General features: G+C 59.4%; 14 protein-coding genes, 2 tRNA genes and 3 rRNA genes. 2 read left to right on the top strand and 17 right to left on the bottom strand.

Annotation, left to right across the window (positions count from 1 at the left end):
• Positions 1–104: 104 nt before the first annotated feature.
• From ftsW to coq7, 10 genes are all read right to left on the bottom strand, one after another.
• Positions 105–1,376 carry a putative lipid II flippase FtsW gene (ftsW, locus tag BLS41_RS15365; RefSeq protein WP_074765903.1) on the bottom strand — a complete coding sequence of 424 codons (1,272 nt, stop codon included), beginning with the start codon at positions 1,374–1,376 and terminating at the stop codon, positions 105–107.
• Positions 1,373–2,887 (bottom strand): UDP-N-acetylmuramoyl-L-alanine--D-glutamate ligase, encoded by a 1,515-nt coding sequence (gene murD, locus BLS41_RS15370; protein WP_074765905.1) that lies wholly within the window; start codon positions 2,885–2,887, stop codon positions 1,373–1,375. Before murD ends, ftsW begins: the two co-directional genes overlap by 4 nt.
• A gap of 22 nt (positions 2,888–2,909) precedes the next feature.
• Positions 2,910–4,079: a phospho-N-acetylmuramoyl-pentapeptide-transferase gene (gene mraY, locus BLS41_RS15375; RefSeq protein ID WP_074765907.1), complete on the bottom strand. Its 1,170-nt coding sequence runs from the start codon at positions 4,077–4,079 to the stop codon at positions 2,910–2,912.
• A gap of 17 nt (positions 4,080–4,096) precedes the next feature.
• Positions 4,097–5,509 carry a UDP-N-acetylmuramoyl-tripeptide--D-alanyl-D-alanine ligase gene (locus BLS41_RS15380; RefSeq protein ID WP_074765909.1) on the bottom strand — a complete coding sequence of 471 codons (1,413 nt, stop codon included), beginning with the start codon at positions 5,507–5,509 and terminating at the stop codon, positions 4,097–4,099.
• Positions 5,506–7,053: a UDP-N-acetylmuramoyl-L-alanyl-D-glutamate--2,6-diaminopimelate ligase gene (locus tag BLS41_RS15385; protein WP_074765911.1), complete on the bottom strand. Its 1,548-nt coding sequence runs from the start codon at positions 7,051–7,053 to the stop codon at positions 5,506–5,508. The genes BLS41_RS15380 and BLS41_RS15385 overlap by 4 nt, the downstream gene beginning before the upstream one ends.
• Entirely contained in the window at positions 7,050–8,933 is a 1,884-nt protein-coding gene (locus BLS41_RS15390) for a peptidoglycan D,D-transpeptidase FtsI family protein (RefSeq protein ID WP_074765912.1), read from the bottom strand. Before BLS41_RS15390 ends, BLS41_RS15385 begins: the two co-directional genes overlap by 4 nt.
• The gene (ftsL, locus tag BLS41_RS15395) at positions 8,930–9,280 is read right to left on the bottom strand and encodes a cell division protein FtsL (protein WP_074765914.1); all 351 of its coding nucleotides are present in this window, start codon (positions 9,278–9,280) and stop codon (positions 8,930–8,932) included. Before ftsL ends, BLS41_RS15390 begins: the two co-directional genes overlap by 4 nt.
• Entirely contained in the window at positions 9,277–10,218 is a 942-nt protein-coding gene (gene rsmH / locus BLS41_RS15400) for a 16S rRNA (cytosine(1402)-N(4))-methyltransferase RsmH (protein ID WP_074765917.1), read from the bottom strand. Before rsmH ends, ftsL begins: the two co-directional genes overlap by 4 nt.
• Positions 10,219–10,245: 27 nt before the next feature.
• A complete protein-coding gene (mraZ, locus tag BLS41_RS15405) occupies positions 10,246–10,674 on the bottom strand; it encodes a division/cell wall cluster transcriptional repressor MraZ (protein WP_074765919.1) in 429 nt (142 codons plus the stop codon).
• A 466-nt stretch (positions 10,675–11,140) separates the two neighbouring features.
• Positions 11,141–11,779, bottom strand: a complete 639-nt coding sequence (coq7, locus tag BLS41_RS15410; protein ID WP_074765921.1) for a 2-polyprenyl-3-methyl-6-methoxy-1,4-benzoquinone monooxygenase — start codon at positions 11,777–11,779, stop codon at positions 11,141–11,143.
• Positions 11,780–12,083: 304 nt separating this feature from the next.
• Between coq7 and BLS41_RS15415 the strand changes: the two genes are divergently transcribed.
• Positions 12,084–13,280: a porin gene (locus tag BLS41_RS15415; RefSeq protein ID WP_074765924.1), complete on the top strand. Its 1,197-nt coding sequence runs from the start codon at positions 12,084–12,086 to the stop codon at positions 13,278–13,280.
• A gap of 157 nt (positions 13,281–13,437) precedes the next feature.
• Here the strand turns inward: BLS41_RS15415 and BLS41_RS15420 are convergent, their stop codons facing one another.
• Both BLS41_RS15420 and BLS41_RS15425 read right to left on the bottom strand, forming a co-directional pair.
• Positions 13,438–15,111: a long-chain fatty acid--CoA ligase gene (locus tag BLS41_RS15420; protein WP_074765926.1), complete on the bottom strand. Its 1,674-nt coding sequence runs from the start codon at positions 15,109–15,111 to the stop codon at positions 13,438–13,440.
• A gap of 147 nt (positions 15,112–15,258) precedes the next feature.
• Positions 15,259–17,337 carry a molybdopterin-containing oxidoreductase family protein gene (locus BLS41_RS15425; protein ID WP_074765928.1) on the bottom strand — a complete coding sequence of 693 codons (2,079 nt, stop codon included), beginning with the start codon at positions 17,335–17,337 and terminating at the stop codon, positions 15,259–15,261.
• Between the two features lie 183 nt (positions 17,338–17,520).
• Between BLS41_RS15425 and BLS41_RS15430 the strand changes: the two genes are divergently transcribed.
• Positions 17,521–18,717, top strand: a complete 1,197-nt coding sequence (locus BLS41_RS15430; RefSeq protein WP_074765930.1) for a M20 aminoacylase family protein — start codon at positions 17,521–17,523, stop codon at positions 18,715–18,717.
• Positions 18,718–19,543: 826 nt separating this feature from the next.
• On the opposite strand, the gene rrf is transcribed toward BLS41_RS15430, so the two are convergent.
• The 5 genes from rrf to BLS41_RS15455 all read right to left on the bottom strand — a co-directional run bounded on the left by rrf (position 19,544) and on the right by BLS41_RS15455 (position 24,823).
• A 5S ribosomal RNA gene (gene rrf / locus BLS41_RS15435) occupies positions 19,544–19,657 on the bottom strand.
• Between the two features lie 168 nt (positions 19,658–19,825).
• Positions 19,826–22,705: ribosomal RNA gene (locus BLS41_RS15440) — 23S ribosomal RNA — on the bottom strand.
• 314 nt (positions 22,706–23,019) lie between these two features.
• A tRNA-Ala gene (locus BLS41_RS15445) sits at positions 23,020–23,095 on the bottom strand.
• Between the two features lie 56 nt (positions 23,096–23,151).
• Positions 23,152–23,228 (bottom strand) — tRNA-Ile (locus BLS41_RS15450).
• A 64-nt stretch (positions 23,229–23,292) separates the two neighbouring features.
• Positions 23,293–24,823: ribosomal RNA gene (locus BLS41_RS15455) — 16S ribosomal RNA — on the bottom strand.
• Together the 16S, 23S and 5S rRNA genes with 2 tRNA genes alongside form the textbook arrangement of a ribosomal RNA operon.
• Positions 24,824–24,881: the final 58 nt, after the last annotated feature.

Genomic DNA, 24,881 nt, shown 5'->3' on the forward strand with positions numbered 1-24,881 from the left:
CAGCAGAAAGAAAAATCGGTTTTGGCTTCGGCCGCTGCGCTTAACTTCGTGCGCGTTGCGCACGAAGTTAGCCTTCGCCGAAATCGTGTACCGCTGCGTGGGGGTCATACCTTCCCCCCACGCATCAGCACACGATTTTCATAATCCACGCGCATCAATACCGCCACCGCGACGCAGTTCAGCAAAATGCCCGAGCCGCCGTAACTCACCAGCGGCAACGTGAGACCTTTGGTCGGCAACAAACCGAGGTTCACGCCCATGTTGATGAAGGTCTGCGCGCCGAACCAGATGCCGACGCCCTTCGCCACCAGACCCGCAAACGTGCGATCGAGTGCGAGCGCCTGACGGCCGATTTCGAACGAACGGCGCACGATCCAGTAGAACATCAGGATCACGACCAGCACGCCGACAAAACCGAGTTCCTCGCCGATCACCGCGAGGATGAAGTCGGTATGCGCTTCCGGCAGATAGTTGAGCTTCTCGACGCTGCCGCCGAGACCCACGCCGAACCACTCGCCGCGGCCGAATGCGATCAGCGAGTGCGTCAATTGATAGGCCTTGCCTTGCGCGTAACGGTCGTCCCACGGATCGAGGTAAGCGAAGATCCGCTCGCGACGCCACGGCGATGCCCACACCAGCAAGCTGAACGTGCCCACTGCGGTGGCCACCAGCCCGCCGAACAGCTTGCCGTTCACGCCGCCGAGGAACAGCACGCCCATCGCGATCGCTGCGATCACCATGAACGCGCCCATGTCAGGTTCAAGCAGCAGCAACGCGCCGACCACGCCGACGGCAAACGCCATCGGCAGAAAGCCTTTGGCGAAGCTGTGCATGTATTCCTGCTTGCGCACCGTGTAGTTCGCCGCATAGATCGTCACGGCGAGCTTCATGATTTCCGACGGCTGCATGTTCGTGATGCCGAGCGGAATCCACCGACGCGCGCCGTTCACGCCCTTGCCGATGTGCGGGATCAGCACGATCACGAGCGCGACGAGCGAGATCAGGAACAGCTTGGGTGCGTACTTGTCCCACGTCGAAATCGGAATCCGGAACGACACGACGCCGACCACCGCGCCCATGGTCACGAAAATGATCTGGCGCACGAGGAACGCCCAATCACGATACGACGAGTACTTCGGCGAATCGGGCATCGCGATCGACGCCGAATACACCATCACGACGCCGAGGCCGAGCAGCGCGACGACCACCCACAGCAGCGAGTGATCGTAGTCGAGCATCCGCGAGCGCAACGGACGCACGCCGTTGACCGCGCTCGCCAGCCCGCTGCCGCCCGTGCGGCCACTCGAGACGCGCGCGCCGCCGCCCGCATCGCCTGCGGTTGCCTCGCGCGAACCGAAACGTTCCGACCAGCTCATATCATCGTCCCCCGTTCGGCCGCGATATCTTCGACCGTGCTGCGGAATACGGCCGCACGGTGCCCATAATTCTTGAACATGTCGAAGCTGGCGCAAGCCGGCGACAGCAGCACGGCGTCGCCCGGTTCAGCCAATGCGGTCGCTGCGCGCGTCGCTTCTTCGAGCGTCGCGTGATCGGTCATCGCGACGCCGCTATGTTCCAGCGCCGCGCGAATCAATGGCGCGTCGCGGCCGATCAACATCACGGCGCGGCACCAGCGCGTAACCGGCGCGGCGAGCGGGTCGAAATCCTGGCCCTTGCCTTCGCCGCCGACGATCAGCACCACGCGTTGCGCGAGGCCGTCGAGCGCGGCGACCGTGGCGCCGACATTGGTGCCCTTGCTGTCGTCAACGTAATCGACGCCTTCGATCGACGCGATCAATTCCACGCGATGCGGCTCGCCATGGTATTCACGCAAGCCGTGCAACAACGGTGCGCCGGGCAAACCAACTGCGCGGGCCAGCGCATACGCGGCCAGCGCGTTTGCCGCGTTGTGCAGGCCGCGTATGCGCAGCGCGTCCGCCGGCATCAGGCGCTTGAACGCGATGTCCGGCGCGCTCACCACTTCATTCTTCCGGCGACGTTTCGGCGCAGGTTCGTCGCTCGCGTCACGATCGTGCGCTTCGACGAGCCACACCATGCCGTTATCGCGCAGCAAGCCGTAATCGCCGTCGTTCTTCGGCTCGGTGACGCCGAACGTGATGACTTCCGCTTCCGCATCCGCCGAGTTGGCGAGCGACATGACCCGCGAGTCGTCGCGATTCAGCACACGCACGGTCTGTGTACCGAAGATGCGCCCCTTCGCGGCCGCATATGCATCGAGCCCACCGTGCCAGTCGAGGTGATCTTGCGTGATGTTCAGCACCACGGCTGCATCCGGTGCAAACGTGTGTGCGGTTTCAAGCTGGAAGCTCGACAGTTCGAGCACCCAAACGTCCGGCAGTGCGGTCTGATCGATGGCTTCGGTGAGCTTGTCGAGCAGCGACGGGCTGATATTGCCCGCTACCGCCACCTTCTTCCCGGCGCGTTCGCACAGCAGGCCGGTCAGGCTCGTCGTCGTGGTCTTGCCGTTGGTGCCGGTAATCGCGATCACCTTCGGCGCGTAGCCGCTTTCGCCGAGCGTCTTCAATGCCTGCGAAAACAGTTCGAGTTCGCCCCACACCGGAATGCCCTGCTCGCGCGCTGCCGTAATCAACGGCAGTAAATCGGCGGCAAGCGGCGACAAACCCGGGCTGATCGCCACGAGTTCGACGCCTTCGAGCAGCACCGGCGAAAACGGTCCGCCGACGAAATCGGCTGCGACGCCGTGCGCTTCGAGCGCGGGCAGATTCGGCGGCACCTCGCGCGTATCGGCCACACGCAGCCGACAGCCGTGCCGCGCGCACCAGCGCGCCATCGCGAGACCGGATTCACCCAGTCCCAGCACGAGCACCATCGGCTTTTGCCGATCCCGAAACTTCTCGCCGAACATCGCTTGCTTTCCTATTACCCGTTTAACGCAACTTGAGCGTGGACAAACCGAACAGACACAACATCAACGTGATGATCCAGAAACGCACGACCACCTGCGTTTCCTTCCAGCCCGACAATTCGAAATGGTGATGCAACGGCGCCATCTTGAAGAGACGCCGCCCTTCGCCGAAACGGCGCTTGGTGAACTTGAACCAGGTGACCTGCAACATCACCGACAACGTCTCGGCGACAAAAATGCCGCCCATGATGAACAGCACGATTTCCTGACGCACGATCACCGCGACTGTGCCGAGCGCGCCGCCGAGTGCGAGCGCGCCGACGTCGCCCATGAACATCTGCGCCGGGTGCGTGTTGAACCACAGGAATGCGAGCCCTGCCCCGCCCATCGCCGAACAGAAAATCAGCAATTCGCCGGCGCCCGCGATATGCGGGAACAGCAGATATTTCGAATAGACCGAACTGCCCATCACGTACGCGAACACGCCGAGCGACGCGCCGACCAGCACGACCGGCATGATCACGAGACCGTCGAGGCCATCGGTGAGGTTGACTGCGTTGCTCGCGCCGACGATCACCAGATACGTCAGCACGATGAAGCCCCACACGCCGAGCGGATAGCTGATCGACTTGACGAACGGCAGCATCAGGTCGGCGCGCGCGGGCAGACTCATCGACAAACCGCTCTTCACCCACGCCATGAACAGGTCGAACACGCGCACGTTGGTCGCTTCGGACACGCTGAACGCGAGATACACCGCAGCGAACAGGCCGATCACCGACTGCCAGAAATACTTCTCGCGCGAGGACATGCCACGCGGGTCCTTGTAGACCACCTTGCGGTAATCGTCGACCCAGCCGATCACGCCGAAGCCGAACGTGACGAGCATCACGATCCAGATAAAGCGATTGGTCAGGTCGGCCCACAACAGCGTCGCCACGGCGATGCCGAGCAGAATCAGCACACCGCCCATGGTCGGCGTGCCCGACTTGACGAGGTGAGTTTGCGGTCCATCTTTACGGACTGCCTGGCCGACCTTCATCGCGGCCAGCTTGCGAATCACCGCCGGGCCGCAGACGAGCCCGATCAGCAGCGCAGTGATGGTCGCCATCACTGCACGGAATGTCAGATAACTGAACACGCGCAAGAAGCTTGCGTCATTCTGCAGCCATTGCGCCAGCGCCAGTAGCATGCTTCGGTCCTTCTATTTCAATGTGCGGCGGGCGTCGAGCCCGCTGCGTTGGGTTGTGGACTCGTTACGGCGTCCACCACGCGCTCCATTTGCATGAAGCGCGAGCCTTTCACGAGAAGCGTTGCAGCAGCACCGAAACCGGCCTGCTGCAATTGCGCGATCAGCGTGCCAACGTCGGCCACGTGATGCGCGCCCGCGCCGTAAGCGGTGCAGGCGTCGCGAGATGCGTCGCCCAGCGCGTACAGCGCGTCGATACCGCGCTCCTTGGCGTAGGCGCCAATTTCGCGGTGGAATACGGGACCGTTGTCGCCGACTTCGCCCATGTCGCCCATCACCAGCACGCGCGGTGACGTGCGCGACGCGAGCACGTCGATTGCGGCGCGCATCGAGTCGGGATTGGCGTTGTAGGTGTCGTCGATCACGGTCGCGCCAGCGAGCGTGCCGAGCACGGCCTGCTTCACCTGCAAGCGGCCTTTGACTGCACCGAACGATTCGAGACCGCGTTTGATCGCGTCGAGCGACACGCCGGCTGCCAATGCCGCCGATGTCGCGGCCAGCGCGTTGTGCGCGTTGTGGTCGCCGAGCACTCGCAGCGTGACGTCGATGTGGCCTTCCGGCGTGTCGATGGCGAGCTGGTTGCCGTCGAACGTGCCGGTGACTGCGGCTTCCGTGACCCGGTCGTCGTGATTCAATGCGAAGTCGATGATGCGATTGCCTGTTGCCGCCACGCGCCAGATGCTCGCGTACGCGTCGTCGGCGGGAAATACGGCGATGCCTTCCGGCGTCAGTGCATGAATCACGCTCGCATGTTCGAGCGCGACCGCTTCGACGGTCGCCATGAATTCCTGATGCTCGCGCTGCGCGTTGTTCACCACGGCCACCGTCGGCTCGGCGATTTTCGCGAGCAACGAGGTTTCGCCGGGATGGTTCATGCCGAGTTCGACCACGGCCAATTCATGCGCAGCGTGCAGACGGAACAGCGTGAGCGGCAAGCCAATGTCGTTGTTGAAATTGCCAGCGGTTGCAAGACGCGCTTCCGCACCGACCGCGGCGGCAAAGATCGACGCGATCATTTCCTTGACCGTGGTCTTGCCATTGCTGCCCGTCACGGCGACCAGCGGCATGCTGAACCGACGACGCCAGCCGCGAGCCAGCGCGCCCAATCCGACGCGCGTGTCGTTCACGCGAATCGCGGGCACGTTCCAGCCTTCCGGCGTACGCGTGACGATTGCAGCGGCGACATTGCGCGCCGCGACTTCCGGCAAAAAGTCGTGCGCGTCGAAACGATCACCCTTGATCGCGACGAACAGATCGCCGGGACCTGCACTGCGGCTGTCGGTCGACACGCGATCGAATGCAATGCTGTCGTCGCCGGTCACGGTTGCGCCGGGAATCAGTGCGGCGGCATCACGCAGCGTGAACATGCTCATTCGCCACCTCCGCGTGTGTGCGTCGCACGCGCGGCGAGCGCGAGGCGGGCGTGATCCTGATCGGAGAAAGCGCGTTTCTTGCCCATGATTTCCTGTGTTGCTTCGTGCCCCTTGCCGGCCAGCACGATGACGTCCTCGCGCGCGGCGCCGCGAATGGCCTGCAGAATCGCGCTCGCGCGGTCTTCGATACGACGCGCCTTCGACGCGTCTTTCATGCCGCCCGCAATCTGCTCGATGATCGATTGCGGATCTTCGCTGCGCGGGTTGTCGCTCGTGACGACCACGCCGTCCGCAAGCTTTTCGACAATCGCGCCCATCAACGGACGCTTGGTCGCGTCGCGATCGCCGCCGCAACCGAACATGCAGATGAGTTCGCCGCCGCGTGCTTCCGCCATCGGGCGCAGTGCTTCGAGCGTCTTTTCCAGCGCATCGGGTGTGTGGGCGTAATCGATTACAACCAGCGGCTCGTCGTTCTGCAGACGGCCACCGAGACGTTGCATGCGGCCGTTCACCGATTCGAGCTTCGCCAGTTCGGCGAGTGCGGCGTGGAACGGCACGTCGGCGGCGAGCAATGCGCCAAGCACGCCCAGCAGATTGCTGACGTTGAACGCGCCGAGCGTTTGCACTTCGACGTCGGCGTCGCCCCAATCCGATGTGCTCAAATGAAACGCGGTGCCCGTGGCCGTTGCCCGCACCTTCGACGCGAGCAGCAACGCGTCGGCTTGCGGCGCGTCCTGCAAGGTTGCGTCGAGGCCGTAAGCAATGGTGCGCGCGTGGCCTTGCGTGCTTTCCAGCAAACGGCGGCCAGCGGCATCGTCGCGATTGATCACGGCTGCGCGCAGTTCCGGCCACGCGAACAGACGCGCTTTGGCCGCTTCATACGCGTCGAACGTACCGTGGTAGTCGAGGTGATCCTGCGTGAGATTCGTGAACACGGCGATGTCGAACGCGGTGCCGTTCACGCGCCCCTGATGCAACGCGTGCGACGACACTTCCATTGCCACCGCCTGAGCACCCGCGTCGCGCAATTGGGCGAGACTGCGTTGCAGTTGCGGCGCGTCGGGCGTCGTGAAACCGGTGTGCACGAGTTGACCGGGCAAGCCGGTGCCGAGCGTGCCGATGATCGCGCAACGCTTGCCCAGCGCGGTCAGCGCTGCCGAAATCCACTGGCTGCACGAGGTCTTGCCGTTCGTGCCGGTGACGCCGACCGTCAACATGCTGTCGCTCGGATCGTCGTACCAGCCGCTCGCAATCGAGCCGGCGAGTTCGTTCAACGCCGGCACGGCGAGCGTGTTCGACGGATCGATTGCACCGTTGAAGCCCTCGGGCTGAACCAGCACCGCCGCCGCGCCACGTTCAAGCGCGCCGTCGATAAACGCGCGGTTATCTGCGCCATCGACCGCGTAGGCGAAAAACACATCGCCTGCTGCGAGCGAGCGGGTGTCGGCGTGCAGATGCGCACCTGGCTGCACGCGAGCGTGCAGCCAGGTGAGGGCGTCGGCGATCTGCCGGTGCGCGGGATGTTGCTTGCGCAGCGCGCTCATCGCACCACTCCGGGGTGATTCCTGGCGTCGGCGGAAATCGTCAACTTCTTCGCGCTGGCGCTGGTGGAAAGTTTCTTTGCGGCAGTCGGCGTGGACGGCGTGGCTGAATTGCCGGCGCCGCCTGGCGCAGCGTTTGCCGAATCGTCCGACACGACCATCTGCTTGACCGGCATGTCGGGCGGCACGTTAAGCGAGCGCAGCGTATCGCCGACGATGCTGGAGAACACCGGACCCGACACCTGACCGCCGAAGTGGCTACCCGCCGTCGGTTCATCGACCGACACGGCCACGACGATGCGCGGATTCGGCATCGGCGCCATGCCGACGAACGAAGCGCGGTATTTGGAGTGGTCGTACCCGTGAGCGCCGTGTTTATAAGCCGTACCGCTCTTGCCGCCGACGCGATAACCCGGCACGGCCGCATCCGGCGACGTGCCGCCAGGCGCGACCACGGTTTCGAGCATCGCGCGCACTTCGCGCGCGGTAGTCGGCGCGAAAATTTGCGGACCGGTAGCCGGTTGATCGCCAGGCGTGCGGAAAATCGACACCGGCATGATCTCGCCGTCGTGCGCGATCGCGGTGTACGCGCGGCCCAGCTGGAACAGCGACACCGACAGACCATAGCCATACGACATGGTGGCCTGCTCGATCCGGCGCCAGCTTCTCCACGGACGCAAGCGGCCCGCCGCCGCGCCGGGGAACCCGACCTTCGGCGCCTGACCGAGACCGATGCTGGTGTACATGTTCCACATCTCTTCGGGCTTGAGCTGCATCGCGATCTTCGTCGCGCCGATGTTGCTCGACTTCTGGATCACGCCGCCCACCGTCAACACGCCGAAGCCGCTGTCGTCGGTAATCGGTGCACCGTCGAGCACGAAGCGGCCGCCCCCCGTATCTACCAGTGTAGTCGGCGTGACGCGGTGCAGATCGAGCGCGAGCGAAACCGTGAACGGCTTCATGATCGAGCCGGGCTCGAACGTGTCGGTCAGGATGCGGTTGCGCAACTGGTCGCCGGTCAGGTGCGAGCGGTCGTTCGGGTTGTAGGTCGGGTAATTGACGAGCGCCAGCACTTCACCGGTACGCACGTCGATCACCATCGCCGCCCCGGCCTTCGCCTTGAACTTCTCGACGGCGGCTTTCAGGTTCGTGTAGGCGATGTACTGGATCTTGCTGTCGATAGAAAGATCGACGTCCTGGCCGTTATGCGGCACGACCTGCTCGTCCACGTCCTCGATGATGTGGCCCATGCGGTCTTTAATTACGCGGCGGCTGCCCGACATACCGGCGAGCAGCTTCTGGTCGCCCAGTTCGACGCCTTCCTGGCCCTCGTCTTCGACGTTAGTGAAGCCGATCAGGTGAGCCGTGATCTCGCCTTCCGGGTAGAAGCGCTTGTACTCGTCGCGCGCATAAATGCCGGGGATGTCGAGCGCGGCCACTTTCTCGGCGACGTCGACCGGAACCTGGCGCTTCACGTAGACGAAGTTTTTATCTTCGGACAGCTTCGTGCGCAGTTCCTTGTTGCTCATGCCGAGCAATTGCCCAAGCGAATTCAGCTTGTCTGCGCCGAGGTCGTCCGGCACCGATTCGGGAATCGCCCAGATGGCGCGCACCGGCAGACTCGTGGCGAGCACGAGACCGTTGCGGTCGAGAATCTTGCCGCGCGTGGCCGGCAATTCAAGCCGGCGCTGATAGCGGATTTCGCCCTGCTTCTGATAGAACGCGTTGCCCGGCCCCTGAATCCAGAACGCGCGACCAGCCAGCGCGAGGAACGCCATGAACAGCAGGAACACGACGAGCTTGGAGCGCCACATCGGCAGACGCACCGACAGGATCGGATTGGCCGAAAAAGCCACGCTCTTGCGAGCCGACGATTTTTTCATCGCACGCCTCCGCGACCTTTCGCTGCCGGTGCCGACGCCGGAGCGGACGTGGGGATCGGCGCATCTTCAGCCTTCACGGCGCCCGGGTCGAGCGTCAGGTATTGGGTGCGGCCGGTGGTGACCGATTGCATCTTCAGCGAGTCGGTGGCGAGTTGCTCGATACGCGAGGTTTTCGACAGCGCGCTCTGCTGATATTGAAGCTGGGAATAGTCCTGCTGCAGCTGGCGCTCCTGCGATTGAGCGCGCTGCAACTGGATAAATATCTGCCGCTGCTGATTGGTCGCGTTAACGACCGACAAAGCACAACCCATCACGATAATCAGCAGGAAGATGTTGAGGCGATTCATGGCGCGATTCGCTCCGCCACACGCATCACGGCAGAACGGGCGCGCGGATTCGCGGCGACTTCAGCGTCGCTCGCGAACACACGGCCGATGATTTTGAGCGGAGGGCTCGGCAGGTCGACGGCGCGAATCGGCAGACGACGATCGATTGCAGGCGTACTGGCGTGCGCCTGCAGGAATCGTTTGACGATCCGGTCTTCGAGCGAATGAAAGCTGATGACCACCAGCCGCCCCCCTTGCTCCAACAGCGACAACGCTGCTTCTAAAACGACTTGCAGCTCCGCAAGCTCTTGATTGATGTGAATCCGTATAGCCTGAAAGGTGCGGGTTGCCGGATCCTTGCCCTTCTCACGGGTTTTGACGACGTTAGCCACGATTTGGGCAAGCTCGCCCGTGCTGACGAGAGGCCCAAGACGGTCGGACTCTGCCCGGCGAGCAACAAGCGCCTTTGCAATCTGAAAAGCAAACCGTTCTTCCCCATAATCTCGTATCACCTCCGTCAGTTCCTGCACCGTGGCCCGCGCCAGCCAGTCAGCGGCAGACTCGCCGCGCGTCGGGTCCATCCGCATGTCGAGCGGGCCGTCGGCGCGGAAGCTGAAGCCCCGCTCCGGATCGTCGATTTGCGGCGACGAAATGCCCAGATCCAGTAACACGCCCGACACCCGCCCAACTCCACGCTCGTCGATTGCCGAGCGCAGTGAAGCAAAACTCTCGTGCACGATCTCGAAGCGCGGATCGGCGATCTGCTGAGCCGTGGCGATGGCGAGCGGGTCTTTGTCGAACGCGATCAGACGCGCCGATTCACCGAGCTTCTCCAGCACCAGGCGGCTGTGACCACCGCGCCCGAACGTACCGTCCACATAAACGCCGTCCGCGCGATTAACCAGCGCGTCGACCGCTTCATCCAGCAGCACCGTGCGATGCTGCAATTCGTTTCCCATCGCAGGTGCCATATATGTATGCCGCGATCAGAACGTGAAATTCTTCAGCGCTTCGGGCATGCCCTCGGCGATCGCCGCCTGTTCCTTCGCGGCGTAAGTTTGTGCGTCCCATAACTCGAAGTGACGGCCCATTCCGAGCAGGTTCACTTCTTTTTCCAACCCACCAGCCATGCGCAACTCCGGCGACACCAGCACGCGGCCTGCGCCGTCCATATCTACATCCATTGCATTACCGAGAAAAATGCGTTTCCACCAAGCCGCGTTCATGGGCAGCTTGTCGACTTTGTCGCGAAAGATTTCCCACTCCGGGCGAGGAAAGAGCAACAGGCAGCCGTCCGGGTGCTTGGTGATCGTCACCCGGCCCTCTGCCTGTGTTTGCAGCGCATCCCGATAGCGAGAAGGGATCGACATCCGCCCTTTCGCATCGAGCGTCAGCGCCGACGCCCCTTGGAACACTTCGCTCTCCCCTGTCGACCGGATTCGGCGCTTTTAGCGCCTGCTCCGCTCCCCATGCATCTGGTTGCTCGCGGCACGTTTTGCGCCGGCTGCCCGATTCGTGAAAATCTACCCGAAACTGCTTGTGAGATCACACAAAAATACACTTTCTCACACTGTCTCCCACTTTAGAGTAACGCTAAACAGGGGTCAAGGGAGACCGGCGCTTTTCGAGAGGATTTTGTTTGTTAGAACAAGGACTTAGCGCGACTCCTTCACATCATGCATAAAACGGAAAACCGTTATAAATGAATGAGCTAGTGCAACTTGTGAAGGTGATACGTGAAAAGTGCGGGGGAACAGCGCGGAATGAAAGAGATCGTTAAGCGGATTTAGGAAATGCTTGAGGGTATTTGAGGGGCATTGAGAGGACGACGCACGCGGCGCCGTCCCACTTGAGAATAGATAAGAACGAGCGGGTTAAACGCTATATGTAATAGGCGGTTTTCGTCATCACTTTCGATACAGCACGCATCAACGCGCGCGCCGGAAACGGCAGTTCGATACCGCCCGCGTCGATCGCGGCTTTGCCGTGCTCCGCTTCGTCCGTCCGCATTTGCTGGACGATGGCGCGCGACTCGTGGTCGGCGGCCGGCAACTCATCCAGATGACTGTCGAGATGCTGCTCCACCTGACGCTCTGTTTCAGCCATGAAACCGAGGCTGACACGGTCGCCCAAACGCCCTGCAGCGAGACCAATGGCCAGCGCGCCGGAATACCAGAGCGGGTTCAGCAGACTGGGACGCGAGTCGAGTGCTTCGAGGCGTTTCGCGGTCCACGCGAGGTGATCTTCTTCTTCAATGGCGGCATGATTGAAAACGGCGCGCAGCGAAGGAGATTTCGTGGCGAGTTTCTGAGCCTGATAAAGCGCCTGTGCGCAAACCTCGCCGACATGGTTCACGCGCATCAAACCTGCGGAATGCGCGCGCTCGGCTGGCGACAATTCGGGCGCCTCCGCCGTTGCCGCCGATTCTTGCGGAACCGGCAACGGTCGACTCATTCGCGACACGCCGGTCATTGAGCGTAAACCCCGATCAAACTCGCTAATCAACTCGTCCAGAAACATTAAGCACTCCCTGATTCAACAACTGCCTCGCCGAACCGGCAGGTCCGCGCGACAAGGCTTTGCGACGCAAAACCGGCTTCGCGAGAGCCTCTATTTCGCATGAAATCGGCAGCTAATTCAAGATTTTAGACCATGTTGCGTAAACGAAACAGGAGCCTTCCAGGCCATCTCCTTTTTCTTTGTGCCATGTATGCCTTTTGTTACATTACGTGCAACTTCTCGCGAAGTTGGAATAGCAAGGCCCCTAGAGCCACACAAAATATTCGCCTTGTATAAAAGATTCGTAATCCTTGGAGATCATTCGATGAAAAAGTCGCTTCTCGCTCTCGCAGCACTGGGCGCATTCGCGGGCGTCGCACATGCTCAGAGCAGCGTGACCCTGTACGGCATTATTGATGTTGGTATCAACATGAATACCAACGCAGGTGGCTATCACAAGTACGACATGTCCAGCGGCGTGCTGCAGGGTTCGCGTTTCGGCCTGCGCGGTACGGAAGATCTGGGCGGCGGTCTGAAGGCAATCTTCGTGTTGGAAAACGGCTTTGACGTCACGAACGGCAAGCTCGGTCAAGGTGGTCTGATGTTCGGCCGTCAGGCTTACGTCGGTCTGTCGAGCCAGGCTGGTACGGTCACGTTGGGTCGTCAGTACGACTCCGTCGTCGACTACGTCGGTCCGTTTGAGGTAGGTGATCAGTGGGGCGGCTACATTGCCGCTCACCCGGGCGACCTCGACAACTTCAACAACGCATACCGCACGAACAACACGGTCAAGTACACGAGCAGCAACTACGGCGGCCTGACGTTCGGCGGCACGTATAGCTTCGGCGGCAAGGCTGGTGACTTCACGAGCAACCAGATCTGGTCGTTGGGTGCTGGCTACAACAACGGCCCCCTGGCATTGGGCGTCGGTTATTTGAACGCACGCACGCCGGCAGCTTCGGGCGGCCTGTTCAACAACGGCGGCTCGATCGCAACGAACACGCCGGCGACGGGCACGGCCGCTGCCAGCTACGCAGTGACGTCGGCGATCTACACGGGCTTCGCGTCGGCGAACACGTACCAGGTCGTTGGCGCAGGTGGCGCTTACACGCTGGGCGCAGCAACGATCGGTGCAACGTACTCGAACGTTCGCTTCGGCAACCTGGGTGCGTCGTACGCATCGCCGTTCGCAGGCCAGACGGCTACGTTCAACAACGGCGAAATCAACTTCAAGTATCAGTTGACCCCGGCATTGCTGGTCGGCGCAGCGTATGACTACACGCGCGGCACGCAAATCGAAGGCAACTCCCGCGCTCAGTACCACCAGGGCGCAGTGGGCGTGGACTACTTCCTGTCCAAGCGTACCGACGTGTACATCACCGGCGTGTATCAGCACGCTGTTGGCGACACGCTGAACGCAGCAGGTCAGGTTGTCGAAGCACACGCAGCGATCAACGGTCTGTCCAATTCGTCGACGAACAATCAGTTCACGGCGCGCGTTGGTATCCGTCACAAGTTCTAATAAGTCGTAAAAAAGCAGTTTGTCTCAAAGGCGCCTTCGGGCGCCTTTTTTTGCCTATCGCTGCTCCACCTCTTCAGTTGGCTCAGCGCATTCAATAAAGCAAAAGGCCCCGGCAAACTTCCGTTTGCCGGGGCCTTCTTCACTTTGTGGCTACTGCTTACACGCGTCCGTCACGCAGTTCGCGGCGCAAAATCTTGCCGACATTGCTCTTCGGCAGCTCCGTGCGAAATTCGACGATTTTCGGTCGTTTATAGCCGGTCAATTGCGTCTTACAGTAAGCGAGGATATCGGCGTCGGTCAGCGCCTGATCTTTCTTCACAACGAAGATCTTCACCGCTTCGCCCGAGTGCTGATCCGGCACGCCCACCGCGGCAACTTCAAACACGCCCGGCAACTTCGCGACCACGTCCTCGATTTCATTCGGATAAACGTTGAAGCCGGACACCAGAATCATGTCCTTCTTCCGGTCGACGATTTTCACGTAGCCGCTTTCATTCATCAGGCCGACATCACCGGATTTGAAGAAGCCGTCCGGCGTCATCACCTTGGCGGTTTCGTCGGGTCGCTTCCAGTAGCCCGCCATCACTTGCGGTCCGCGAATGCAAATCTCGCCAGGCTGGCCGAGCGGTACTTCGTTGCCTTCGTCGTCGCGGATCGAAATTTCGGTGGACGGCAGCGGCAAGCCGATCGTCCCGCTGTACTCGGTGACCGTGGCCGGATTGCAGGTCACGCACGGCGACGTTTCCGACAGACCGTAGCCTTCGATAATCGGCGTATGCGTCTGTTCGAACCAGCGTTTGGCCACCGCTTCCTGCACGGCCATGCCGCCGCCGTTCGCGGCGAGCAGCTTCGAGAAGTTGAGCTTGTGGAAGTCCGGGCTATTTAGAAACGCGTTGTACAGCGTGTTCACGGCCGGAAAGGTGGTGATCGCATAACCCTCGAGCGCCTTGATCGTGCCGGGAATGTCACGCGGATTCGGAATCAGCACGCCGAGGCCGCCGGTACGCATGGTCAGCAGCCCGCACACGGTCAGCGCAAACACGTGATACAGCGGCAACGCGACCACGGTGATGAACTGATCGATGTCAGGACGATTCGCGCGAACCGGATTGAGCCAGACTTCAGACTGCAACACGTTCGCGATCAGGTTCCGATGCAACAGCGTCGCGCCCTTCGCCACGCCGGTTGTGCCGCCCGTGTACTGGAGAAACGCGACGTCGTCCGGACCTTGCTGGACCGGCTTGAAACTCTGGCGCGCGCCCTCGGCAATCGCGGTGTTGAACGGCACGTGACCCGGCAGGCTCCACGCCGGCACCATTTTCTTCACCTTGCGCACGACGAAGTTCACGAGCGCGCCCTTGACGCCCATCAGGTCGCCCATCGCCGCCACGACGACATGCTTGACCGACGTGTTGCGCACAATCTGCTGCAACGTCACCGCGAAGTTTTCGAGCAGGATGATCGCTTCCGCGCCACTGTCCTTGAGTTGATGTTCAAGCTCGCGCGGCGTGTACAGCGGGTTCACGTTCACCACCACATAACCCGCGCGCAGGATGGCGGCGATCGCCACCGGATATTGCAGCACGTTCGGCATCATGATCGCGATGCGCGCGCCGCGGGCGATTCCCTTTGACTGGAACCAGGCTCCGAGCTTCTGCGACAACGTGTCGAGTTCACCGTAGCTGATTTCCTTACCCATGCAGACGAACGCCGGTTTCGCGCGATGTTCGCGGAAAGCTTCCTCGAGCAGTTCGGCAACCGAGGAATAGCGATTCGTGTCGATTTCTGCGGGAACGCCGGGCGGATAAGATTTCAGCCAGATTTTGTCCATGCAGCGTCTCCTGATTTATTTTCGAATGGTCGTGCTAAAAACGCATCGTAGCATGGGCACCTCATTGCTATTCGCGAAAAGCAGCTTGGTTAGACTGCAGCCTCGAACCGGCCCCGGACGAGCGCTGCAGGGATTTTTTCCGTCTTTTCAAACGCGTTCGACTTCGACGAGGCAGTCGTAGAAAGTCGCCGATCCGCCGAGGTCGGTCAGCGCCTGACTCGTCACCTGATTGGCGTTGCGGCCGTCCGGCGCAAGTTTCTTCCACCAGATCGACAGCCCGACAACGAGCCCTTCACGTGCTTTATCGGTGACCCGAGCGCGCGCCTGCATCGAACCGCGATCATTGAAAATACGCACCTGGTTTCCGTCGACGATCTCGCGTGAATGCGCGTCGGCCGGATGAATATCGAGGTGCGGCTCGCCTTCCGTCGAACGCAGGCTCTCGATATTCACGAACGTGCTGTTCAGGAAATTGCGGGCGGGCGGCGAAATCATCGCGAGCGGATAGCGGGCCGCGAGTTCGGGCGCGCCGTCTGCGGATTCGTACGGCGGCAGATAGTCCGGCAGCGGGTCGAGGCCCTGCTGCGCGAGGCGCTCGCTGTAGAACTCACACTTCCCCGACGGCGTTCTGAAGCCGCCCTCCGCGAACGGTGCGTCGGGCAGGTTCAGCTGGATCCAACCCGTGTTCTTTAGCGTGTCCCAGTCAGCGCCTTCGAGCGTTTTGTCTTCCCAGCGGAATGCGGCCTGCGCGACGGCTTCGTCCGTTTCGAACAGCGCGGGTTCGTCGAGTCCCATCTGACGCGCAAGGCCGCGGAAAATCTCGGTATTCGCACGCACGTCGGCAGCGGGGGCGATGGCCGGCTGGTTGAGCATCACGTGCGTGTGTCCGTATGATTTGTGCACGTCGAGGTGTTCGAGTTGCGTCGTCGCGGGGAGCAGCAGGTCGGCGTAGTCTGCGGTATCGGTCTGGAAATGTTCGAGGACGATCGTGAAGAGATCGTCGCGCGCGAAGCCTGCCGCGACCCGTTCCGAATCCGGCGCGACGGCGACGGGATTCGAGTTGTAGACGACGATCGCTTCGACCTTGGGTCCGAACGCCGCGTCGCCCGGATGCAGCAACGCATCGCCAATCGCATTCATATTGATGACGCGGCTGAGCTTGGATGGCCAACCGGGCATCAGATCCGGGCGCTGAAGCGCGTGCGAGTCGACCGGCGCCCAGCCCCCCGACGACAGCAGCGCACCGCCCGCCCGATCCCGCCATGCGCCGGTCAGCGACGGCAGACAGGCGATTGCGCGCACGGCATTGCCGCCGCCGCGAACCCGTTGCAGCCCGTAGTTCATGCGAATCGCGGCTTTTTTCGTGCTGCCGTAAAGTCGTGCAAGTTCGATGATTTCCTGCTCTTCGACACCGCAAATTTCACTAACACGCGACGGCGAATAGCTCAGCGCACGCTCCTTCAATTCGTCGAAGCCCAACGTGTGGTCGGCAATGTACGCGTGATCCAGCAGATCCTCATTGATCAGCACATTGATCATGCCCAACGCTAAAGCGCCGTCCGTGCCGGGTTTCGGCGCAATATGCTGGTGGCATTTTTCAGCGGTCAACGAGCGATACGGGTCGATTGCGATCAGACGCGCGCCGCGACGTTTGGCTTCCTGCGCGCGCGTCCAGAAATGAAGATTCGACGCGATCGGATTCGATCCCCAGATCAAAATCACTTCGCTCTCGGCAAAAAACTCGGTGAGCATGCCGACGCTCGCGCCGTAGGTGTACTTCAGGCCCGCAGCACCCGCCGCAGCGCAGATCGTGCGATCCAGTTGCGACGCGCCGAGCTTGTGAAAAAACCGTTGCGCGATGCTGTCACCTTGCACGAGACCCATCGTGCCGGCGTAGCTGTACGGCAGGATCGCTTCCGGCGCGCGGCTCGCGATCTCCGATAGACGCGTTGCCGCCAGTTCCAATGCCTCATCCCAACTGATCGGCTCGAAGCGGCCCTCACCCTTTTTGCCGACCCGCTTCATCGGCGTAGTCAGCCGGTTCGGATGGTACACACGCTCGGGATAGCGCGTAACTTTGGTACACAACGCACCTTGCGTCGGCGGATGATCGGGATCGCCGGCGACCTTGATCGCGCGTCCATTCTCGACGGTCACACGCATCGCGCAGGTATCAGGGCAATCGTGCGGGCACACAGCACGCGCGAATTCAGTCGGAGCATTCATGGGTATGGATCAGCGGGAGCGAGAAGCGGTGGAGCAATGCGGGATTTTACGTCCATTGGGGTTCGGCCTGGACGGTGCCGCCAAAAAGGCCTTCGGCGTAGAATCGATTATCACGTGCCCGGGTCAATGTGACCCCGAGCGATCCCTCGCAAGTCAAAGCACCAGCGCATCAATCACTCCATCATGAAACTGATTCCCGAAATTCAAGCCGCTCACGGCGAAATTCAGACCCTTCGACGAACGATCCACGCTCACCCGGAGTTGCGCTACGAAGAAACGGCGACGTCCGATCTTGTTGCTAAAACCCTTGAGTCGTGGGGTATTGAAACTCACCGCGGATTGGGCAAAACGGGCGTTGTCGGCGTGCTGAAACGTGGCAATAGTTCGCGCTCTATCGGCCTTCGCGCCGACATGGATGCGCTGCCAATCCAGGAGCTGAACAGTTTCGAACATCGGTCGAAAAATGACGGCAAGATGCACGCGTGCGGCCACGATGGCCATACGGCCATGCTCCTCGGAGCGGCTCGGCATCTGGTTAAACATGGCGAATTCGACGGCACGATCGTGTTCATTTTCCAGCCGGCCGAGGAAGGAGGCGCCGGCGCTCAGGCCATGATCGACGATGGCCTGTTTGTGAAATTTCCGGTTGATGCGGTGTTCGGTATCCACAATTGGCCCGGTATGCCCGCTGGACACTTTGGTGTGACCGAAGGTCCGATTATGGCGTCGAGCAATGAATTTCGCATTGAAATCAGCGGCATAGGATCACACGCAGCACTACCTCACAACGGCCGCGATCCGGTTTTCACCGCGGTGCAGATTGCCAACGGGTTACAGGGCATCATCACGCGGAATAAAAAGCCGCTCGATACCGCAGTGTTGTCGATCACTCAGATTCACGCGGGCGACGCGTTGAACGTCGTCCCGAACGACGCATGGATTGCGGGCACGGTGCGGACATTTACCACCGAAACGCTCGATCTTATCGAAACACGCATGCGCAAGATCGCGGAGAGCACCGCCGACGCTTACGACTGCTCGGTCAATGTCCGTTTCCACAGAAACTATCCGCCAACGATTAACAGTAGCAAAGAGGCTCGCTTTGCGGCGACGGTAATGAAGGAGATCGTGGGCGCCGAAAATGTCGACGACGCGGTGGAACCGACAATGGGCGCCGAAGATTTTTCGTTCATGCTGCTGGCAAAGCCTGGCTGCTATGCGTTTTTAGGCAATGGCGACGGTGGCCATAGGGATTTGGGACATGGCGCGGGTCCGTGCATGCTGCATAACGCAAGCTACGACTTCAACGACGAGTTGCTGCCGATTGGTTCGACGTATTGGGTACGGTTGGCGCAGCGCTTTCTTGGCGAGGGGAGATAAGCCCTCGTTGTAAGGTGTTAAGGCTAGGGACGGGGACACGACCGGGTGGCTGGCGGTGCGCAGTCATCTAGCGAATCAGGAGAGAAGCGCTGATTGTTAGCGCTGAGGGATTGGCAACTGCGTCTAGGTTTTTTGAGGTTCCGTGCCAGACCACAGCGCTAACAGACTTGCCAGATAACTACGTCGACTAGCGCGTTGGCATGTGCGCCTGGATAAAGTGCTCGATGCAAGATGCCGAGAGCCGTCAGGAATTTAGCCGCGCTTATTGCTAGCGTTTTTTTTGCTTGCAGCGTTTGCCCCCCGGTGCATTGCACTGACGCAAGACCGACGACTACGCCCTACCTGGGCCCCACCACTTTCGTATCTCAGGATGCGGACACGATCAAGTGTTGAGGTGAGCGGATGGGTATCAACACCCGAATGCTCTGGTGAGTATCTACGCGGGAGACAGAGTGGAGCTTCGGCGTTTGGCTAGGGCTTCGTGTTGGCGAAGCGACAGCCACATTAGCGCTCGATGCCAGTTTCGGACATAACCGCTGAACAACGTTTATCAAAGTTCAGGCGCGTTTATCACGCTATTCCGGAAGACGATGCTCGGTAATAAGCCGCAGCGGCTTCTGGGACGGAACAAGGCAGAGGACTGCTTTCGATGGGCCGGCCGCACGTGTCAGGACATGGCTACTATGGCAGTCCCCTGCCATGGCCGGGATTCCTCTGCAGCCTGCGGGATGCGCCCCCCCCCCCGACGCTTTCAGGATGGTGAATCGGTGCGTGTAAACGCAGAAACCCCACCTTTGCGGGGTGGGGTTTCTGATGCTGCTGGGGAGCCTGACGATTACCTACTTTCACACGGGCAATCCGCACTATCATCGGCGTGGAGTCGTTTCACGGTCCTGTTCGGGATGGGAAGGGGTGGTACCGACTCGCTATGGTCATCAGGCATGACTTGTTGTCGCACTGCTCGTGGAGCAATACAACCAATCTGGAAGAAGTAGTTTCTGGTGATGCTCACCAGAGAAGCTTTTGGGGTTGTGCTGTTTCTGGCACAACACTGATCACTCAACCGTGCGTCTCGTGTCCCTTTGCGGGAGCAAGACACACCTGTTATAGGATCAAGCCTTACGGGCAATTAGTATCAGTTAGCTTAACGCATTACTGCGCTTCCACACCTGACCTATCAACGTCCTGGTCTTGAACGACCCTTCAAGGGGCTTAAAGCCCCGGGGATATCTCATCTTAAGGCGAGTTTCCCGCTTAGATGCTTTCAGCGGTTATCTCTTCCGAACATAGCTACCCGGCGATGCCACTGGCGTGACAACCGGTACACCAGAGGTTCGTCCACTCCGGTCCTCTCGTACTAGGAGCAGCCCCCTTCAAATATCCAGCGCCCACGGCAGATAGGGACCAAACTGTCTCACGACGTTTTAAACCCAGCTCACGTACCTCTTTAAATGGCGAACAGCCATACCCTTGGGACCGGCTACAGCCCCAGGATGAGATGAGCCGACATCGAGGTGCCAAACACCGCCGTCGATATGAACTCTTGGGCGGTATCAGCCTGTTATCCCCAGAGTACCTTTTATCCGTTGAGCGATGGCCCTTCCATACAGAACCACCGGATCACTATGACCTGCTTTCGCACCTGCTCGACTTGTCGGTCTCGCAGTTAAGCACGCTTATGCCATTGCACTATCAGCACGATTTCCGACCGTACCTAGCGTACCTTCGTACTCCTCCGTTACACTTTGGGAGGAGACCGCCCCAGTCAAACTGCCTACCATGCACTGTCCCCGACCCGGATAACGGGTCAAGGTTAGAACCTCAAACAAACCAGGGTGGTATTTCAAGGTTGGCTCCACGCAGACTGGCGTCCACGCTTCATAGCCTCCCACCTATCCTACACAGATCGGTTCAAAGTCCAATGCAAAGCTACAGTAAAGGTTCATGGGGTCTTTCCGTCTAGCCGCGGGGAGATTGCATCATCACAAACACTTCAACTTCGCTGAGTCTCGGGAGGAGACAGTGTGGCCATCGTTACGCCATTCGTGCAGGTCGGAACTTACCCGACAAGGAATTTCGCTACCTTAGGACCGTTATAGTTACGGCCGCCGTTTACCGGGACTTCAATCAAGAGCTTGCACCCCATCATTTAATCTTCCGGCACCGGGCAGGCGTCACACCCTATACGTCCACTTTCGTGTTTGCAGAGTGCTGTGTTTTTATTAAACAGTCGCAGCCACCAGTTTATTGCAACCCCTTCACCCTTTGCCCGCAGGGGCATCAAGCTACAGGGGCGTACCTTATCCCGAAGTTACGGTACCAATTTGCCGAGTTCCTTCTCCCGAGTTCTCTCAAGCGCCTTAGAATACTCATCTCGCCCACCTGTGTCGGTTTGCGGTACGGTCTTGTTAAACTGAAGCTTAGAGGCTTTTCTTGGAACCACTTCCGATTGCTTCTTCACCTAAGTGAATGGCCTCACACCCTTGAATTCCGCGCCCGGATTTGCCTAAGCGCCTTCTCCAATGCAAGGACCGGGACTTCCAACACCCGGACAACCTTCCGCGATCCGTCCCCCCATCGCATTTAACAATGGTGCAGGAATATTAACCTGCTTCCCATCAGCTACGCATTTCTGCCTCGCCTTAGGGGCCGACTCACCCTACGCCGATGAACGTTGCGTAGGAAACCTTGGGCTTACGGCGAGGGGGCTTTTCACCCCCTTTATCGCTACTCATGTCAGCATTCGCACTTCCGATACCTCCAGCACACTTTTCAATGCACCTTCGCAGGCTTACGGAACGCTCTCCTACCATGCACATAAATGTGCATCCGCAGCTTCGGTATATTGCTTAGCCCCGTTACATCTTCCGCGCAGGACGACTCGATCAGTGAGCTATTACGCTTTCTTTAAAGGATGGCTGCTTCTAAGCCAACCTCCTGACTGTTTTAGCCTTCCCACTTCGTTTCCCACTTAGCAATATTTGGGGACCTTAGCTGGCGGTCTGGGTTGTTTCCCTCTTGACACCGGACGTTAGCACCCGATGTCTGTCTCCCGTGATTGCACTCTTCGGTATTCGGAGTTTGCTATGGCGTAGTAATCCGCAATGGACCCCACAACCATGACAGTGCTCTACCCCCGAAGGTGATACACGAGGCACTACCTAAATAGTTTTCGGAGAGAACCAGCTATTTCCAGGTTTGTTTAGCCTTTCACCCCTATCCACAGCTCATCCCCTAACTTTTCAACGTTAGTGGGTTCGGACCTCCAGTACGTGTTACCGCACCTTCATCCTGGCCATGGATAGATCACCTGGTTTCGGGTCTACACCCAGCGACTGAATCGCCCTGTTCGGACTCGCTTTCGCTACGCCTGCCCTAATCGGTTAAGCTTGCCACTGAATGTAAGTCGCTGACCCATTATACAAAAGGTACGCAGTCACCCCTTGCGAGGCTCCTACTGTTTGTATGCATGCGGTTTCAGGATCTATTTCACTCCCCTCCCGGGGTTCTTTTCGCCTTTCCCTCACGGTACTGGTTCACTATCGGTCGATCACGAGTATTTAGCCTTGGAGGATGGTCCCCCCATCTTCAGACAGGATTTCACGTGTCCCGCCCTACTTGTCGTACACCTAGTTCTTCCATAATGTTTTCGTCTACAGGGCTATCACCTGCTATGGCAGCACTTTCCAGAGCTTTCGACTAACACTACAGATAAAGAGTACAGGCTGGTCCCATTTCGCTCGCCACTACTCTGGGAATCTCGGTTGATTTCTTTTCCTGCGGTTACTTAGATGTTTCAGTTCACCGCGTTCGCTTCTCATGACCTATGTATTCAGTCATGGATACTCCATAAGGAGTGGGTTTCCCCATTCGGATATCGGGGGATCAAAGCTCGTTTGCCAGCTCCCCCCCGCTTTTCGCAGGCTACCGCGTCCTTCATCGCCTGTGATCGCCAAGGCATCCACCACATGCACTTGTTCGCTTGACCCTATAACGGGTGTGTCTCCCGATTCCCGAAGGAATCCGTCCACTCACTCGCTACAGGTTGAGTATTCGTGTTGCGCCGTATTCCAAGGCAATCTTTCGATCACCTTTTCATACATTGATACAATCACAACCCTGATCCACCTACTCACACACCCATCTCTAGATATGCTTTCGTGAATCTCTTTACTACTTCTTCCTGATTGTTAAAGAACGACAGCCGATATCGCGATTGCTATAACCGCGTATCCCTACTGACTGGCTCAATCGCCAATGCATAACATTCTGTGCACTCACAGAACACTAGGCATTGAAGATTGGTGGAGGATGACGGGATCGAACCGACGACCCCCTGCTTGCAAAGCAGGTGCTCTCCCAGCTGAGCTAATCCCCCAGTCATACAGATATCACAGAGGTTTTTATCGATTAGTGCAGCCACCGCAGAAACAGTGGTGGGTCTGGATGGATTCGAACCATCGACCCCCGCCTTATCAAGACGGTGCTCTAACCGACTGAGCTACAGACCCCTGAGTCTGTCTTGATTTACAGCCGATAAGCGTGAGCGCTCAACACTTGATGCGTTAGCTCGAGAAAGGAGGTGATCCAGCCGCACCTTCCGATACGGCTACCTTGTTACGACTTCACCCCAGTCATGAATCCCACCGTGGTAAGCGCCCTCCTTGCGGTTAGGCTACCTACTTCTGGTGAAACCCACTCCCATGGTGTGACGGGCGGTGTGTACAAGACCCGGGAACGTATTCACCGCGGCATGCTGATCCGCGATTACTAGCGATTCCAGCTTCACGCACTCGAGTTGCAGAGTGCGATCCGGACTACGATCGGTTTTCTGGGATTGGCTCCCCCTCGCGGGTTGGCGACCCTCTGTTCCGACCATTGTATGACGTGTGAAGCCCTACCCATAAGGGCCATGAGGACTTGACGTCATCCCCACCTTCCTCCGGTTTGTCACCGGCAGTCTCCCTAGAGTGCTCTTGCGTAGCAACTAGGGACAAGGGTTGCGCTCGTTGCGGGACTTAACCCAACATCTCACGACACGAGCTGACGACAGCCATGCAGCACCTGTGTTATGGCTCCCTTTCGGGCACTCCCACCTCTCAGCAGGATTCCATACATGTCAAGGGTAGGTAAGGTTTTTCGCGTTGCATCGAATTAATCCACATCATCCACCGCTTGTGCGGGTCCCCGTCAATTCCTTTGAGTTTTAATCTTGCGACCGTACTCCCCAGGCGGTCAACTTCACGCGTTAGCTACGTTACCAAGTCAATGAAGACCCGACAACTAGTTGACATCGTTTAGGGCGTGGACTACCAGGGTATCTAATCCTGTTTGCTCCCCACGCTTTCGTGCATGAGCGTCAGTATTGGCCCAGGGGGCTGCCTTCGCCATCGGTATTCCTCCACATCTCTACGCATTTCACTGCTACACGTGGAATTCTACCCCCCTCTGCCATACTCTAGCCCGCCAGTCACAAATGCAGTTCCCAGGTTAAGCCCGGGGATTTCACATCTGTCTTAGCGAACCGCCTGCGCACGCTTTACGCCCAGTAATTCCGATTAACGCTTGCACCCTACGTATTACCGCGGCTGCTGGCACGTAGTTAGCCGGTGCTTATTCTTCCGGTACCGTCATCCTCCCCGGGTATTAACCAGGAAGTTTTCTTTCCGGACAAAAGTGCTTTACAACCCGAAGGCCTTCTTCACACACGCGGCATTGCTGGATCAGGCTTGCGCCCATTGTCCAAAATTCCCCACTGCTGCCTCCCGTAGGAGTCTGGGCCGTGTCTCAGTCCCAGTGTGGCTGGTCGTCCTCTCAGACCAGCTACAGATCGTCGCCTTGGTAGGCCTTTACCCCACCAACTAGCTAATCTGCCATCGGCCGCCCCTGTAACGAGAGGTCCTAAGATCCCCCCCTTTCCTCCGTAGAGCGTATGCGGTATTAATCCGGCTTTCGCCGGGCTATCCCCCACTACAGGACACGTTCCGATGTATTACTCACCCGTTCGCCACTCGCCACCAGGGTTGCCCCCGTGCTGCCGTTCGACTTGCATGTGTAAGGCATGCCGCCAGCGTTCAATCTGAGCCAGGATCAAACTCTTCAGTTCAAACCTGTTACTGTTTTTCGGTTCCGTTAAGAACCGGTCGCTCACTCAACGTACTGAC

It is taken from the genome of Paraburkholderia fungorum, from assembly GCF_900099835.1.
GTDB lineage: Bacteria > Pseudomonadota > Gammaproteobacteria > Burkholderiales > Burkholderiaceae > Paraburkholderia > Paraburkholderia fungorum_A.

Excerpts from the sequence above, each read along its gene's own strand:
- coq7 (WP_074765921.1), bottom strand. The coding sequence starts at position 11,779 with ATGTTTCTGGACGAGTTGATTAGCGAGTTTGATCGGGGTTTACGCTCA.
- BLS41_RS15390 (WP_074765912.1), bottom strand. The coding sequence starts at position 8,933 with ATGAAAAAATCGTCGGCTCGCAAGAGCGTGGCTTTTTCGGCCAATCCG.
- BLS41_RS15420 (WP_074765926.1), bottom strand. The coding sequence starts at position 15,111 with ATGGACAAAATCTGGCTGAAATCTTATCCGCCCGGCGTTCCCGCAGAA.
- BLS41_RS15415 (WP_074765924.1), top strand. The coding sequence starts at position 12,084 with ATGAAAAAGTCGCTTCTCGCTCTCGCAGCACTGGGCGCATTCGCGGGC.
- BLS41_RS15430 (WP_074765930.1), top strand. The coding sequence starts at position 17,521 with ATGAAACTGATTCCCGAAATTCAAGCCGCTCACGGCGAAATTCAGACC.
- ftsW (WP_074765903.1), bottom strand. The coding sequence starts at position 1,376 with ATGAGCTGGTCGGAACGTTTCGGTTCGCGCGAGGCAACCGCAGGCGAT.
- BLS41_RS15380 (WP_074765909.1), bottom strand. The coding sequence starts at position 5,509 with ATGAGCATGTTCACGCTGCGTGATGCCGCCGCACTGATTCCCGGCGCA.
- mraY (WP_074765907.1), bottom strand. The coding sequence starts at position 4,079 with ATGCTACTGGCGCTGGCGCAATGGCTGCAGAATGACGCAAGCTTCTTG.
- murD (WP_074765905.1), bottom strand. The coding sequence starts at position 2,887 with ATGTTCGGCGAGAAGTTTCGGGATCGGCAAAAGCCGATGGTGCTCGTG.
- rsmH (WP_074765917.1), bottom strand. The coding sequence starts at position 10,218 with ATGGGAAACGAATTGCAGCATCGCACGGTGCTGCTGGATGAAGCGGTC.
- ftsL (WP_074765914.1), bottom strand. The coding sequence starts at position 9,280 with ATGAATCGCCTCAACATCTTCCTGCTGATTATCGTGATGGGTTGTGCT.
- BLS41_RS15425 (WP_074765928.1), bottom strand. The coding sequence starts at position 17,337 with ATGAATGCTCCGACTGAATTCGCGCGTGCTGTGTGCCCGCACGATTGC.
- BLS41_RS15385 (WP_074765911.1), bottom strand. The coding sequence starts at position 7,053 with ATGAGCGCGCTGCGCAAGCAACATCCCGCGCACCGGCAGATCGCCGAC.